At 52.4% G+C, this 14,013-nt stretch carries 13 protein-coding genes; all 13 read right to left on the bottom strand.

From position 1 onward, the window contains the following. The coding region (locus tag ABJQ89_RS04395; protein ID WP_348495051.1) for a DEAD/DEAH box helicase at nt 1-1,791 on the bottom strand (1,791 nt) is incomplete at its 3' end. Between the two features lie 39 nt (nt 1,792-1,830). Continuing rightward, a complete protein-coding gene (locus ABJQ89_RS04390; protein WP_348495050.1) occupies nt 1,831-3,138 on the bottom strand; it encodes an ATPase in 1,308 nt (435 codons plus the stop codon). A gap of 80 nt (nt 3,139-3,218) precedes the next feature. Continuing rightward, the gene (locus ABJQ89_RS04385; RefSeq protein WP_348495049.1) at nt 3,219-3,734 is read right to left on the bottom strand and encodes a prepilin peptidase; all 516 of its coding nucleotides are present in this window, start codon (nt 3,732-3,734) and stop codon (nt 3,219-3,221) included. A gap of 10 nt (nt 3,735-3,744) precedes the next feature. Continuing rightward, nucleotides 3,745-4,593 (bottom strand): tetratricopeptide repeat protein, encoded by an 849-nt coding sequence (locus tag ABJQ89_RS04380; protein ID WP_348495048.1) that lies wholly within the window; start codon nt 4,591-4,593, stop codon nt 3,745-3,747. A 34-nt stretch (nt 4,594-4,627) separates the two neighbouring features. After that, nucleotides 4,628-5,212 (bottom strand): tetratricopeptide repeat protein, encoded by a 585-nt coding sequence (locus tag ABJQ89_RS04375; protein ID WP_348495047.1) that lies wholly within the window; start codon nt 5,210-5,212, stop codon nt 4,628-4,630. 2 nt (nt 5,213-5,214) lie between these two features. Next, complete coding sequence (locus ABJQ89_RS04370) at nt 5,215-6,195, bottom strand: type II secretion system F family protein (RefSeq protein ID WP_348495046.1); 981 nt, start codon at nt 6,193-6,195, stop codon at nt 5,215-5,217. Between the two features lie 10 nt (nt 6,196-6,205). Continuing rightward, nucleotides 6,206-7,174 (bottom strand): type II secretion system F family protein, encoded by a 969-nt coding sequence (locus ABJQ89_RS04365; protein WP_348495045.1) that lies wholly within the window; start codon nt 7,172-7,174, stop codon nt 6,206-6,208. A gap of 5 nt (nt 7,175-7,179) precedes the next feature. Next, nucleotides 7,180-8,631, bottom strand: a complete 1,452-nt coding sequence (locus tag ABJQ89_RS04360) for a CpaF family protein (RefSeq protein ID WP_348495044.1) — start codon at nt 8,629-8,631, stop codon at nt 7,180-7,182. A gap of 17 nt (nt 8,632-8,648) precedes the next feature. Beyond that, on the bottom strand, nt 8,649-9,902 hold the full coding sequence (locus ABJQ89_RS04355; RefSeq protein ID WP_348495043.1) for an AAA family ATPase: 1,254 nt from the start codon (nt 9,900-9,902) through the stop codon (nt 8,649-8,651). Nucleotides 9,903-10,113: 211 nt separating this feature from the next. Next, nucleotides 10,114-10,779, bottom strand: a complete 666-nt coding sequence (locus ABJQ89_RS04350) for an OmpA family protein (protein ID WP_348495042.1) — start codon at nt 10,777-10,779, stop codon at nt 10,114-10,116. Nucleotides 10,780-10,781: 2 nt separating this feature from the next. Further along, a complete protein-coding gene (locus ABJQ89_RS04345) occupies nt 10,782-12,203 on the bottom strand; it encodes a type II and III secretion system protein family protein (RefSeq protein ID WP_348495041.1) in 1,422 nt (473 codons plus the stop codon). A gap of 196 nt (nt 12,204-12,399) precedes the next feature. Next, the gene (gene cpaB / locus ABJQ89_RS04340; RefSeq protein WP_348495040.1) at nt 12,400-13,254 is read right to left on the bottom strand and encodes a Flp pilus assembly protein CpaB; all 855 of its coding nucleotides are present in this window, start codon (nt 13,252-13,254) and stop codon (nt 12,400-12,402) included. A 186-nt stretch (nt 13,255-13,440) separates the two neighbouring features. Then, nucleotides 13,441-13,641 (bottom strand): hypothetical protein, encoded by a 201-nt coding sequence (locus ABJQ89_RS04335; protein ID WP_348495039.1) that lies wholly within the window; start codon nt 13,639-13,641, stop codon nt 13,441-13,443. Between the last annotated feature and the right edge of the window lie 372 nt (nt 13,642-14,013).

The raw sequence follows: 14,013 nt of genomic DNA, 5'->3' as shown, positions 1-14,013 counted from the left end.
GGGGAAGGTCTCGATGAGTAAACGGTTGGGCTTGGGCAGTAGGCTAACTTGTCGTTGTAGGTGCAACCAGTCAGAGGTGTGTTTGGGTAAGTTGGGCCAATCGCCCTTCTGAAAGAGCTGCAATATACGCGCGCTCAGCTGCGTTGATGTTGCAAATTTCGTGCCGGAGAACGTTGCGATCTTTGGCTTTTTGTCGGCGCGGCGTGTGACCTCTACGGTCATTTCACGCAGGCCTTCATAACGCACAATTTGACCGCCTATCAGAAAGGTGTCGCCGGCAGTGAGCGTGGCTGCGAAACTCTCTTCCACCTCTCCTAATGGCTTGCCGCCGCGCGAGCGTTTGAGACGTACTTTTAGCGTGTCAGTGTCCTGTATGGTCCCAATGTTCATGCGAATACGCTGGGCAGAGCGTGGGTCGCGTAGGCGCCATGTGCCGTCGGGGAGTTCCATAAGACGTTGCCATTTGTCGTACGCGCGCAGTGCGTAGCCGCCCGTGGCGCAAAACTCAAAACAGTCATCGAATTCATTGCGATCGAGTTGAGCATATGCGCCAACGCCAGTGACTTGTTCGAACAGCTCATCCGGCAGGATGGGGCCAGCACAAGCACGGATCAGGATATGCTGGCACAGCACATCAAGTGGGCCCGCGCCGCGCGGATCACCGTCCAAATCGTGTTCCTTGACAGCTTCTAAGGCGGCAAGGCATTCCACCACCTCGAAGCGATTTGCAGGAACGAGCAATGCTTTGGAGGGTGCGTTGTAGCGGTGATTGGCACGGCCGATCCGTTGCACAAGCCGTTTGACGTTCTTAGGTGCTCCAATCTGAATGACCAGATCAACATCGCCCCAATCAATGCCAAGGTCGAGCGACCCAGTGCACACGATGGCTCGTAAATCACCGCGCACCATCGCCGCTTCGACGCGTTCGCGTTGCACCCGATCAAGGGAGCCATGATGTATCCCGATTGGTAAGCTCTCTTCATTGGCAAGCCATAGATTATGAAAGAAAATCTCAGCTTGTGCGCGTGTGTTGTGAAAGATCAGAGTAGTTTGATGCGCTTTGATTTGTTCCATCACTGCAGGAATGGAATAGGCGGCCCCACCGCCTGCCCAAGGAGGCGCTTCATCGATATGTAGCAGCGAAATATCAGGATTAGGGCCGGGATCGGCAAGAACGATATCGCAAGGATCAGGATGGCGCGCGAGGTAGCTCGCAATCGCCTTTGGGTCTTCTACAGTGGCCGACAGCCCGACACGGCGCAGGTCCGGACACATGCTTTGCACGGCGGATAAGGCGAGCATCAGTTGATCACCGCGCTTGTTTTCTGCGAGCGCGTGAATTTCATCGATGATGATCCGCTTAAGCCCCTTAAACATCCGCGGTGCATCCTCGTAGGAAACAAGCAATGCGAGGCTTTCTGGAGTGGTCAACAAAATATGCGGCGGGTCTGCGCGTTGGCGTTTCTTGCGGGTCGCGGATGTATCACCTGTGCGATCTTCGATACGGATCGGCAGGTCCATGTCTTCAACGGGTTTGCGTAAATTGCGTTTGATATCAGCGGCTAAAGCCTTGAGCGGCGAAACATATAAGGTGTGCAGCCCCTCATGTGTTCCGTCTGCGAGTTCGTTCAATGTGGGCAGAAAACCTGCCATTGTTTTGCCGCCGCCCGTTGGCGCAATGAGCAATGTCGCAGGATCAAGCGCACGCTTGAGCATCTCATTCTGGTGGGGGTGGATCGACCAGCCTTGGTCGTTAAACCAAGCGGTAAGGGTAGGGTGGGGCGCGTGCATGAGGGGTAAGTTAACCCAAGTGCGTGCGCCTGCCAGTCCTTATTTGACGATATGTTCATCCTTCACGAACATGTTTGCCCAAGCGCGATCAATCAGCTCTGGCGTCATCTGGTTTGGGATGCCTTCAAATTCGCAAATGGCGATCATTTGATCGATCAAAAACACAGGCTGATAGTTCGCATAGATGTTGTCGATCGTAGGATATTTTTCCTGCAACAAATGGATCAGCGCATCTTCGGAAAGTGGAATTTTCTTCTTATTGGCGACCAATGCAAAAATCTTGAGGAAGTTCTCTTGGTTTGGACCGTCGATTTTGATCTTGTAGAAAATCCGGCGCAGGGCCGCTTGGTCGAAGATTTCATTCGGATGGAAGTTGGTCGAGAAAATCACGAGCGTATCGAAGGGAACTTCGAATTTTTCCCCGGATTGTAGGGCGAGAATATCCTTAGCTTCTTCGAGCGGAACAATCCAACGGTTCACCAAGGATTGCGGTGGCTCTGCCTGACGACCAAGGTCGTCCACGATGAAGATGCCGCCAGTGGATTTCAATTGGAGCGGCGCTTGATACGTGCGCGCGGTTGGGTTGTAGACCAGATCGAGCATGTCGAGCGACAGCTCACCACCCGTAATCACGGTTGGACGCTGGCAACGCACATAGCGCGTGTCAAAGAGCGTGCGACGGCGCAGTTGGGTTGGATCGTCTTCCTGCTCTTCCACGGCGGAATGCACAATCGGATCGTAAACAGTGATCACCTGACCGGCATATTCAATCGCACGGGGGACATAAATTTTGTCGCCCATTGCATCGCGAATACCGTTTGAAATCGAGGACTTACCGTTGCCGGGAGGGCCGTACATCAGAATAGATCGACCAGAGCTGACCGCTGGACCAAGGTTGCTGAGCAGATCATCGGGTAGGATCAAATGGCCCATCGCATCGGTCAATTGACCACGCGTGATCATGATGTTTCGAATCGATTGGCGCTCCACCTGTTCGCGATAAACTTCCAAAGGCACAGGCATGGCGCCGAAATACTCAGATTGCTGAAGCGCATCCATGGTGCGGGCCTTGCCGGCATCTGTCAGCTGAAAGCCCATTTCATTGCCGTTGTTGGCATTCAAAGTACCCGTCGCTTCGAGCAACTTTTGCTCGCGGGCCATGTCGATCAATTCTTGCGTGACTTGCAGGGGCAGGCAGATCGCTTTGGCGACTTCCGTCGCGGTATCGACGTTTTTACGGAACATGGTTTTCAACATGATGTCGCGCATCATGACCACGGACAGTTTCATCTGCTCCAAACCCTTGGGGGGAGGAGGTGCCATAACTGCTGTGTTTTGCATGTTCATTGTTTGCCCCGTCATTGCCTTAAGTGTCGAGCAAATTTACTCAAGGAGTATGGGCAAATTATGGCAAGCACGGGGCCAGATCAGGCACCCATGATTGCGCTCAAAATCATATAAAGCGCCAAAGTTCCGCCCAATGAAAGGCCCATAGGAAATTCCCAAGTACGCTCCCAGCTGTCCCATGTTGGAGCAAGGTCGGTCATCTTTGTTTTGGCGATCATACGATGTGTCATGAAGGCTGCGATGATGTTCGCGGCGAACAAGGCGACGAAGAACCGGTAATCAGCGGAGGCGATAAAAGGCGCCGCTGCTGCTGCAAATTTCGCATCTCCCGCACCGATCATACCGACCGCGCTCATGAAGAATCCTATAAGCAAAACAAGGATTAAGCTCACGAAACCCCATAGGAACGATGTGAAGCTCAGTGTGAAAATACCGATCAAAATATATGTCGCGAACAGGCCCAAAACGCACCAGTTGGGGATGCGCATTGCCCGCATATCAGACCATGCCACGATGAAGCAAAGCGGCAAGACGAACGGCAGACTCCAGAGCGCGAATAGCGCGGAGTTGTTCAATTCGGGAAGGAAAAAGAGCATCTAGACGCTCTTATGCTTCTTCAAGCGCACGTAGCGAGCGCACCGCTGCTTCGAAGTGCTGCGGATGGGTTTCGATTGCATCACGCAACAGACCTTTGGCGGTTTCGACATCGCCCTGTTTTACCGCCGACAATCCGAGTGTGTGCAAAAGCTGCGCACGTTCGATTTGTCCCATAGGCACAACCGGCAATTCATATTTACGCTGTGCACCGCGGGCGAGCACGAGGTTATTCTTGGCCGTAAACAGCTGGTCATCCTGACGGATCGCATCGGTAAACAGACGCTCTGCCGCAGTGAAATCGCCGCGCGTCAGTTTGGAATAACCCCAGTTGTTCATTACGCCAGCGGGTTTAGTGGTAAGTCCGACAGCGGTTTCATAGAAACTGTCCGCTTTCTTCCACTCACGATTACTGTCAGCGATCATGGCTTCGAGACGATAACGTTTGAACGTTTCGTGCGTTGGAGGAATTTGATCGAGAACGGCCTCAGCGCCTTTCCAATCATTCGCACGGATCTTCGCATCAGCGAGATCAACTTGATCTGCAGCCGTCGCATCAGGATGCGCGTTCACAACTTCCCAAGCAGAAACAGCTTCGGTGTTGCGTTTTGCGCGAATGAGGGAACTTGCCAAGCCACGTTTGTGTTCGATCCGCTTTGGATCGTCCGCGCTGGCGCGTTGAAAATAGGAGACCGCTTCATTTGGATCAGCGACTGTCAACATGACGTCGTTGAGGTTGGTCTCATCAATAACATTTACCCCGGCGACCTTACGGTCGACGGTTTCTCCGTTTGGTTTATTGCACGCTGCTGTCGCAACGAGCGCTAATAAACACAACGGCACAAGGGAAGGGTGGCGCATTTTTGCGTCCTTTTACTGCTCTTGCCTCTGCTCATCATGGTGTCTTTCGGATCAAAAAGTCGCTCGATCCACGTCGCACCAATTTGTAGTCTTGTTCTTGACCATCACCATAGTCAACATTTTCCAATTTCGCGAGCGCAATTCTAAGATTCTCGCGGATTGAGTCACTTTTGCCATCATCTATGGCAAAGGCCTTGCGAAAAATCTGTGTTGCTTCAGCGGTTTCGCCCCGTTCCATAAGCACAACGCCTAGGTTGTTCCAGTCTTCGGGTGTTGCATCTTCGGCTTCGGTTGCTCGGCGCAAAAGGCTTTCGGCCTGTCCAAGGCGCCCAAGCCCAAGGTTGGCAGAAGCCATTGCAGAAATGATTTCGGTGGTGAGGCCTTGATCCGACGCAGCAAGCCGAAAGGACTTGAGCGCGAGTTCATGTTCGCCAGCCGCTGTGAGGCGATGCCCTACAATAAGCGGATCTTCACCCTGACCATTCTTTTTCAAAGATGGCGCATAGGGGCTATCTTTGTTGGTGCCCAGACTCGTGCCAAGGCCGCCCGAAGAACAGGCGGCCAATGCAATACATGTAGTCAGGCAGAGCAGGGCAGTAGCCCTACGCGTTTGCGCCATTTTTATTGTCCCATATTACCCAGTTCGGTGATGCCAACCGCAGATGGTCCGACGAGGATTATCAGCAGCGGTGGAACCGTTAACATCATTGTGGCAAGGGTCATCTTGGTTGGCAACTTGTTTGCCTTTTCTTCCGCCCGCATCACGCGTTTATCTCGCATTTCGCCAGCATAAACCCGCAAAGCTTCGGCGATCGACGTACCAAAACTTGTTGATTGGATCAAAACCGTCACAAAGCTGGCAACGTCTTGCACGCCGCAACGTTCGGACATGTCGTTGAGAACGGCGATCTTGTCCTTACCGGCCTTCATTTCTTGTGCAACGATCTCGTATTCATCCGCGAGAAACGGGAAGGAGTGATGCAGCTCGTTCGCGACGCGCACGATGGACTGGTCAAGCGATTGACCCGCTTCAACGCAAACCAGCATCATATCCAAGCTGTCAGGAAATCCGCTTTCGATCTGTTCTTTGCGCGTATCTATCCGGCGCGTGATCCAGTATTTCGGCAGGAAGTAACCGGCAAGACCTGGTCCAAGAACGTAGGCCATCATCTTCTGTGTGCTTACGTTTTCGCCGCTGATGACAAAAGTGAAGTAGAGCAGACCAAGGACCAAAAAGCCCAAACCAAGCGCCATTTGCATGAAGTGGAACATGCGGACCGCATCTTTATCGCGATAGCCCGCTTGGATCAGCTTGAGGCGGATCGCGGAATATTCTTCAGCATCTTTAGGCTCCAGCAATTTTGCATACTTGCCGAGCTGCTTGTTGCCTTTGGCTTGACGCAGACGTTGGCGTTCATCGCCCGCCTGCGAACCACGTTGTTGTTGATCCCTTAGTTTGTCCAGGGGATCTTCCTCTTTGGACATCATAAAAGGGATTGCCAGCAGAACCAGCATACCGCCCAAAATACCCATCAAAACAAGCTGTGCTTGGTCCCCGAAGGTCGCAAACATCATGTTCATAAAGCTATTGAAAAATTCCATAGGGCAGCACCTAGACTTTGATATTTACGAGAATACGCATGACGATCAAGTTCACGCCGAGAAAGGCAGCAACAAGAAAACAGGCAGGAATAAACCATGCGTGATCTAAAACGGGGTCGTAGTAGTCTGGATCACCGAGATTGATGGCGATCAGGGCGAAGATCGGGAAGCCGGACAGAAACTTGCCAGACCATTGAGCCTCAGCAGTAATCGCTTTCACACGGCGGAACAGACGGAAGCGCGCCCGAATAACTTGCGCAAGACCTGCAAGAATTTCGGCCAAGTTACCGCCAGATTGCTGTTGAATGGTCACGGCAACCGCCAAGAAGCGCAAATCCTGATTGTCGAGCCGCTCGGCCATGGCCTTTAGCGCCTCACCGACGTCACGGCCATAAGCGGATTCATCTGCAATCACACCCATTTCAGAGGCGAGCGGATCTTGAACTTCTTTCGCGACGATCTGAACCGCTGATGAAAACGGGTGACCCACACGCAATGAACGCACCATAAGTTCAACAGCATCTGGAAGCTGCTCTTCGAGCATGGCCATGCGTTTCTTTGCCTTATGGCTGATCCACATAAATACGCCGCCTACACCAATCCCGATGGATGCGATGACGCGAACAGGCATGCTGGTTTCTGTACCGATTGTGAGGCCAAGAAAGGCGAAAACGCTGACAGCGCCCATGATCCCTATCAATTGCTTAGGAGAAAAGGCAATCGCAGCTTTGTTCGCTTTATCCGCCAACATGGAATAGAGCGGGATCGAGCGGCCCGAAATATGCTGGTTCATCTCCTTGCGGAGTTTGTCCAACACCTCTTCCCGGTTGCCACCTTTCTCGAGCATATCAAGGCGACGGTTGACCCGATTGTTCAGCGAAATCGAACGCCCGAACATGGTCAAGTAGAGGCCTTCGACGATCACAAGAACGCCGATAAAAACGAGAATATAGATAATCGGTTCAGCTGTGAGGCCCATATCGCCTATCCTTCGAGTTTCGTGGGTTCGTAGATCGACGTTGGCAGGTCATAACCCCACATGCGGAAGCGTTCCGCGTAATGGCTTCGCACGCCTGTGGCCGTGAAATGACCGATGATCTTATTTTCCGGCGTCAGGCCAACACGTTGGAAACGGAAGAGTTCCTGCATGGAAATGACTTCACCTTCCATGCCAGTGATCTCTGTAATGGAGGTCATGCGGCGAGACCCGTCTTGCAAACGCGAAGCTTGCACAATGAGGTTCACAGCCGAAGAAATCTGGCTTCGCATTGCTTTGAGCGGCATTTCGATACCTGACATCGCGATCATATTTTCCAAACGGGAGACACCATCACGCGCAGAGTTGGCGTGGATCGTCGTCATGGATCCGTCGTGACCTGTGTTCATAGCTTGAAGCATATCGATAACCTCTTCGCCGCGCGTTTCCCCAACAATAATGCGGTCTGGACGCATACGTAGAGCGTTCTTCAAACAATCTCGCGGGGAAACTTCGCCTTTTCCCTCCACGTTTGGTGGGCGGCTTTCCATCCGGCCTACGTGCGTTTGTTGCAATTGAAGTTCCGCGGTATCTTCGATTGTCAGGATACGTTCGGCGTCATCGATGAAAGAAGATAGCGCGTTGAGCGTGGTCGTTTTACCAGAACCTGTACCGCCTGAAACGATCACGTTGAGACGCGTCGCAACAGCCGCTTGCAGGTATGCGGCCATTTCTTCAGAAAAGGCGCCGAACGCGACAAGATCGTCGATGCCGAGCTTGTCCTTCTTAAATTTACGAATGGAAACCAGGCTACCGTCAACGGCAACCGGTGGAACCATTGCGTTGAAACGAGAGCCATCTTTCAAACGCGCATCCACATAAGGGTTGCTTTCATCGACGCGACGACCAACGGCGGAAACGATTTTATCGATGATCCGCAAAAGGTGCTTTTCGTCTTTGAATGTGACGTCGCTCAGTTGCAGCTTGCCGTGTTTTTCAACAAAGACCTGCTGTGGACCGTTGACCAGAATATCGTTGACGTCATCGTCTTTCAGAAGCGTTTCCAGCGGGCCAAGGCCCGTCACTTCATCGAATAAATCTTGGCATAGACTTGTGCGGTCCGCGCCGTTGAGGACAATGCCCTTTTCTTGCAGAACTTCTGCAGCAATCGCATTGATTTCGTTGCGCAATTCTTGCTCAGAAGCGGTGTCGAGAGCGGCAAGGTTCAAGTTGTCGAGAAGCTCGCGGTGTAGCTCAAGTTTAATCTCCGCAAGGCGTTCCTTACGTTTCTTTTCTTTATCAGCGTTGGCGCTTCTTGCGGGTGTCGTCTGCGCAGGTCGGCGCATCATCGCCAAGCCAGCGGATGCTTTTTCGACATTTTCTTTGGCAGCAGGCGCTGCTGCTGGGATGGGCTCTGGAGCGGCCGCGGCAGGCTCTGACTTTTTGTATCTAGAGAACATTCCCGAGTAACCCTTTATTAAATGTCTGATTCAGCTTGCAAATTCAGCTCATGAAGCGAGCTTGCAAGTTTGGTGATTTCTTTGCGCAAAACGTTTTTCGCAGCAGTAGATGCGAGCGGTTGACCGTGATCCGCGCCGTTTACGACGGGTTTGCCGCCGTCAGGCAATTGCACTTCGATGGTAATGCCCAGGCTTTCGGCCAAACGTTTTACACGTGTTTTGCCGTTCAAATCCGTGAACTTGGGCGCACGGTTCAAGACGAAGCGCATTTTTTCGAAAGGCAAGTTTTCCGATTGCAGAGCGCGTTTCATGCGCAATGCGTTCTGTGCCGAGCGCATGTCCATTTCCAACGTCGCAAGATAGATTTGCGACGCGTTGAGAACTGTTTCTGTCCACTGAACCAGCGTTGTTGGCATGTCTACGATAACATAGTCAAAATGTGCCTTCGCGAGATCGAGAATCGCTTCAATGTCCTCGGGTCGGATCATGTCGAGCGGGATAACATCCGCAGGAGAGGTGAGCGCGTGTAGCACGTCTCCATGCACCATGAGAGCTTGCTCGAAGCTTTCACCATCCATATTTTCTGTATCGGTTAGCAATTCAAACACCGCATCACGGCGTTGCAGGTCCAAGAAGGTTGAGACCGATCCGAATTGTAGGTCCAAATCAATAATGCACACCTTAGGTGCCTTATCTTTGGACAGTGTCGCCAATTCCCACGCCAAGTTCACGGCGAGCGTGGTGGCACCTGTACCGCCCGCAAGCCCGTGAACGGCAATCACTGATCCACTTCGCCCGGATGCGTTGCCTTGAATGCTGGCTTGCGGGGCCGTTGCGACTGGCGCTGCCACAGGTGCAGGCTCTGGTTTGCGCATGCGTTCAATCGCCATGCGAAGCTCGTTTTCCGGAAGAGGGTAGGGAATGAATTCATCCGCTCCGCCGCGCAAAAGCTGATGCAAAGAGGCTGGCGTCACATCTTCTGCGATCACTATCACTTTGACTTTACGCGAATTCGCAGCTGAAATCACTTTTTCAAGAAGGCCGAGGTCTTCTTCGTCTTGATAGTCGATGACGAGCGCGACGAACTCAAGACCGCCGACCTCAAGCTGCTCTATAAATGGAATAGCGTCGTGAAACCCGAGATCGCCCCAAGCTTCGCCCATAACGGATTCCATGTCTTCAATCAGAAGATCGAAGTTTTGGACATCGCGGCTGATCGTACAAGCCCGAAGGGGGGCTTCATCAGCGTGTTGCTCTTCACTACCAGACATACTCTATTCCTGTGTGGCGAAAAGGTTCAACGCACATCACGTTGTTCCATTCGCTCTCGTTATCGTCTTGGGACACACTCGCCCCGTTGCAGCCAGATATCATGCCCAAACGAGGCAACATTGCGACCAAATAGGCGCGATTGTGCGGAAAACGAAAACAAGCGGCCCTATCTCTAGGACCGCTTGCATTTAATCGAAACAATGATGTGGCTTATTCTCTGCCTGCTTGACCAGGTTGGATATAAGATTTGTTGGTCGCGCTTTCAACATACTCACGGTAGACGATTTGCGCATATTTGCCGTCCATCACCATTGGATGGCTTCCGACAAATCCGCTGACCTCGGTCACAGTACGACGATTCCTGCGCTCACGTCCTTGCGTCACGATCAATGGCTGTTCTTCACCGAACGAAGCGACGGCTTCGAGGCGCGCTTTTCCAATGCCTTGGGACGCCAGATAATTCACGACTGCTTTCGCGCGGCGCAAACCAAGAGCTTTGTTCGAGCTGCTGCTGCCAACGGCATCGGCATGTCCGTAAACACGGAAGCGCACTTCAGGGAACTGCCTGATCCACGCGGCCTGTTCACGCAACGTATCACGTGCGCCAAAATCGAGCTCAGCGCTGCCGAAAGCAAAGTTCACTGTGGTTAGAACCTCATCTGCAAAGCGCGATGACAGATCAAAGGCGTATTGTCTTTCGCCATTCATAATCTGTGTGTTGTTCATCGTGGCATTGCCAAAAGTGCCCGTATCGAGCAGGGACCCGGCTTCGCTGCCAAAGCTGCTGTATACAGGATCGCCTGAATTGCACGCCGCAAGGAGTGCAATCGAGCTCACCAATATGGCCGCATTTATATGAGAGGTGCGCTTTGCCATGATCAGTCCATTACGTATCCATAGGAACCTGTGAAGTCTTGCCGCGCGACTTCCGCGGCTGCACCCTTCTTAGGACGACGCGAGTCTCCTGTCACGCGGCCAAATAGGAATAGATCCTTTTCGGTCGGTGGACGGACACGATCTGTTGGCAAAGCAAGCGCTTCGCCGCGCGTTGGCGTCACAAGGTGAGGTGTCACAATGATGACCAATTCGGACTGGTTACGGCTGTAATCTGCGCTGCGGAACAAGGCACCAAGCACGGGGATGTCACCGAGCCAAGGCACTTGGCCGCTTAAATCTGTGAAGTCATCCTGCAAAAGACCAGCAATTGCAAAGCTTTCGCCATCTCGCATTTCCACGGTTGTGGTCGTGCGGCGCACTTTGAAGCCACTAATGCTGATGCCGTTGGCGGTGATTCCGGTTGTCGCATCGATAGATGAAACTGCAGCGCCCATTTCTAGGTTGATAACTTTGTCGTCCAAAACACGTGGCGTGAACTTCATTTCAACGCCAAATGGTTTGAACTCAATACCAACAGAGCCGTCAGCCTGCGCGACGGGAATAGGAATTTCACCACCGGCAAGGAATGTCGCCTCTTGGCCCGAAAGGGCGGTGAGGTTTGGCTCAGCAAGCGTGCGCACCACGCCTTTGCTTTCCAAAGCTTCGAGTAGAATTCCAACTTCGAGACCGCCGGCGTTAAAGCCAAAAAGCGTTCCTGCGTTGTTGGTGGGGGAGGCGTTCGCTGCCAAACCGCTGCCGACGGCGGTTGTGCCAACAAGCGTGTTTGTACCGCCTGACACGCCAACATTGCCGCCAAGTGCGCTGCCACCAAGAGCGAGCGACGAGCTCAGAGATTTCGCAACAGAACGCTGCATTTCGGCAAAGCGAACCTTGAGCATAACTTGCTGCACTCCACCAACGCTCAGAAGGTTGGTTACGCGTTCAGGCGCGTAGCGTTGTGCAAGATCCATAGCGCGATCGAGCTTGCCAATGCTCGACACCGTGCCAGACAAAACAATCCCGTCGTTCGCGGTACGGACTTCAATCTTTTCGTCAGGAAGAATCTGGCGAAGACGCTCTTTGAATTCGCTCACATCCGCGGATACGCGCACATCGACGTTTGTGATCAAACGCCCCGCATCATCCAGTAGCGTCAGCGTCGTCAAACCCGGCGATTTGCCGAGAACATAAACCGTGCGATCCGACAGCGTTGAGATATCTGCAATCGAAGGATTGGCAATACTCAGTTCCGCAAAGGGAACATCGCTTTCAACAACCACCGCCCGATTCATCGGAACGCCAAGGGTTGAGCTACTGCCAGAATTTACAATACGCAAAGTATCCGCATGCGCCGAAGTGACGGATGCAGTAAATAGTACAGCGCAGCCTAAGAAAGCCGCTTTCAGGGTATTTAACTTGATCATGTGATCTGCCTCTCCGATCACGCCTCGGGTGCAGGTCTTTTGCCTGCTTTTGATGAACCATGCGCCAGTTTGATTTTTTTTGCAAGAATCAAAGGGTTCTGTAGTGTTCTTGCTGTGGGACTTGCGCAACACAGCCGCTAAAGAAAAAAGGCACCGCGCTGTGCGATGCCTCTTAGATGTTTTGCTTTTAACCGGTTCAGTCGCGGCAAGGAATTGGGATATTGACCGTCTCAGCACCTTTGCGTGTGCGGATTGTACAAACCTTCGGCGCCGCTTGTTGCGCTACAGGTTGTGCCTCTTCGATGCCGAGCAACTGTTTCTGGTCCACTTCGATGAGTTCCGCGATTGCATCGTCGCGCTGACCCACCAATGAGAGGTTCAAACGACCTGTGCTTTGCGCTTGCGTCAGAGACGCACCTTGGAGCTGGGTCACCGCAACTGTAACTGTACGCGCGATTGAAGACGTCTGAATTTCTTCGTTTGAACTTTGGTCGATCGCGATGATTTTTACAGCGTCTTCGATCAAACGTGTCACGGTACGTTGCTTGCGATCACCAGAGGCAACTTTGCCCGTCCAGTAAACATCAACCAAATCGCCTGGGCGCAGGAAGCCAGACACACCAGAAGATACGTCCACTTTGATAGTAAAGGCGCTTTGACCGTCTTTCAGGTGATTTTTAAGACCGACCTCGATGCCAGGCTTTGTAATTTTCACATCAAGCACAGCTTCAAACTTCTCTGTGGCGCGCATGACATAACGTTTGCCTGGCTGATCTTCTGGAAACAGTTCTTCAACTGTTGTGAAAACACCGTCGGGCAGGGCGTTTTGCGGCCATTGCGCGATCACGAGATCTTTCAGGAGAAGCTCGTCCCCGTAGGAGAACTTACGATTGGCGACGATAACCCCTACGGTAGGAACCTTGGGCTGTTGATTGGCTTGGGCATCGGCGAGCGCTGCTTTTTGCTGATTTACATAATTTTGTGTCATGTGAACGGCAAATCCTGCGAGGGCGATCCCTATCAGCAAGACAACACCAAAAACCATACGCATGTTGAAACCCTTTCGTTTCTCCGTCCTTTGCACAGTCGCAAATAGACGGAATCGTCAATTCTTAGGAGGTATCCTGATACAACTTTGTGGCCGAATATGGGCGCATCTGTGCACATTGCGCGTCAGAAACCAAAACAGCGCCGCATTAGATATACGGCGCTGTTTGAAAGTGTCGAAAAGTTTAGCTTATTCGCCGCCGATGACCGGGGCGCCAACCGTCATGTTTGACAGTGTTGTGTCAGTGCTCGCGGTAAGCGTGCCTGTACCACTGCTGATGGTTGCGTAAGCTGCGACTGCGAGACCAACAACTGCAGCGGTCAAAACAACCCAATCTACAGTTACGGCACCGTCGTCATTCTTTATGAAGGCTGAAAACATTTGCTGCATTTTACTCTCCGGGCTCCACAACAGGAGCGGCTGGTTAAACGGACGACGCTGGTGGTCCGATGGTGTCTGTAACCCCTTGTTACACAAGGAATAAGGCAGGATTTTGGTGCAAACGCGTACAGTTAGTGACTTAACTAAAATCTTACCCAATCTTAAAAACAAAACGCCCTGTGCTTCAGGGGTGAAGTACAGGGCGTTCGTTATCAGATGCAGACGTGCTGCGAGCGCTGATTATTCAGCCGCTGGCAGAGCAACCGCACCAACAGTCATGCCAGACAATGTTGTGTCTGTTGCAGCTGTCAGGCTGGACGCACCAGTTTGGATAGAACCGTATGCAGCAACTGCAAGACCAACAACCGCAGCTGTAAGAAC

The sequence above is a fragment of the Planktotalea sp. genome, from assembly GCF_039984035.1.
GTDB lineage: Bacteria > Pseudomonadota > Alphaproteobacteria > Rhodobacterales > Rhodobacteraceae > Planktotalea.
This window is presented reverse-complemented; position numbering and strand designations above follow the sequence as displayed.

Coding starts and splice junctions, on each gene's coding strand:
- ABJQ89_RS04350 (WP_348495042.1), bottom strand. CDS start 10,779: ATGGCAAAGCGCACCTCTCATATAAATGCGGCCATATTGGTGAGCTCG.
- ABJQ89_RS04385 (WP_348495049.1), bottom strand. CDS start 3,734: ATGCTCTTTTTCCTTCCCGAATTGAACAACTCCGCGCTATTCGCGCTC.
- ABJQ89_RS04360 (WP_348495044.1), bottom strand. CDS start 8,631: ATGTTCTCTAGATACAAAAAGTCAGAGCCTGCCGCGGCCGCTCCAGAG.
- ABJQ89_RS04375 (WP_348495047.1), bottom strand. CDS start 5,212: ATGGCGCAAACGCGTAGGGCTACTGCCCTGCTCTGCCTGACTACATGT.
- ABJQ89_RS04355 (WP_348495043.1), bottom strand. CDS start 9,902: ATGTCTGGTAGTGAAGAGCAACACGCTGATGAAGCCCCCCTTCGGGCT.
- ABJQ89_RS04345 (WP_348495041.1), bottom strand. CDS start 12,203: ATGATCAAGTTAAATACCCTGAAAGCGGCTTTCTTAGGCTGCGCTGTA.
- ABJQ89_RS04365 (WP_348495045.1), bottom strand. CDS start 7,174: ATGGGCCTCACAGCTGAACCGATTATCTATATTCTCGTTTTTATCGGC.
- cpaB (WP_348495040.1), bottom strand. CDS start 13,254: ATGCGTATGGTTTTTGGTGTTGTCTTGCTGATAGGGATCGCCCTCGCA.
- ABJQ89_RS04335 (WP_348495039.1), bottom strand. CDS start 13,641: ATGCAGCAAATGTTTTCAGCCTTCATAAAGAATGACGACGGTGCCGTA.
- ABJQ89_RS04380 (WP_348495048.1), bottom strand. CDS start 4,593: ATGCGCCACCCTTCCCTTGTGCCGTTGTGTTTATTAGCGCTCGTTGCG.
- ABJQ89_RS04390 (WP_348495050.1), bottom strand. CDS start 3,138: ATGAACATGCAAAACACAGCAGTTATGGCACCTCCTCCCCCCAAGGGT.
- ABJQ89_RS04370 (WP_348495046.1), bottom strand. CDS start 6,195: ATGGAATTTTTCAATAGCTTTATGAACATGATGTTTGCGACCTTCGGG.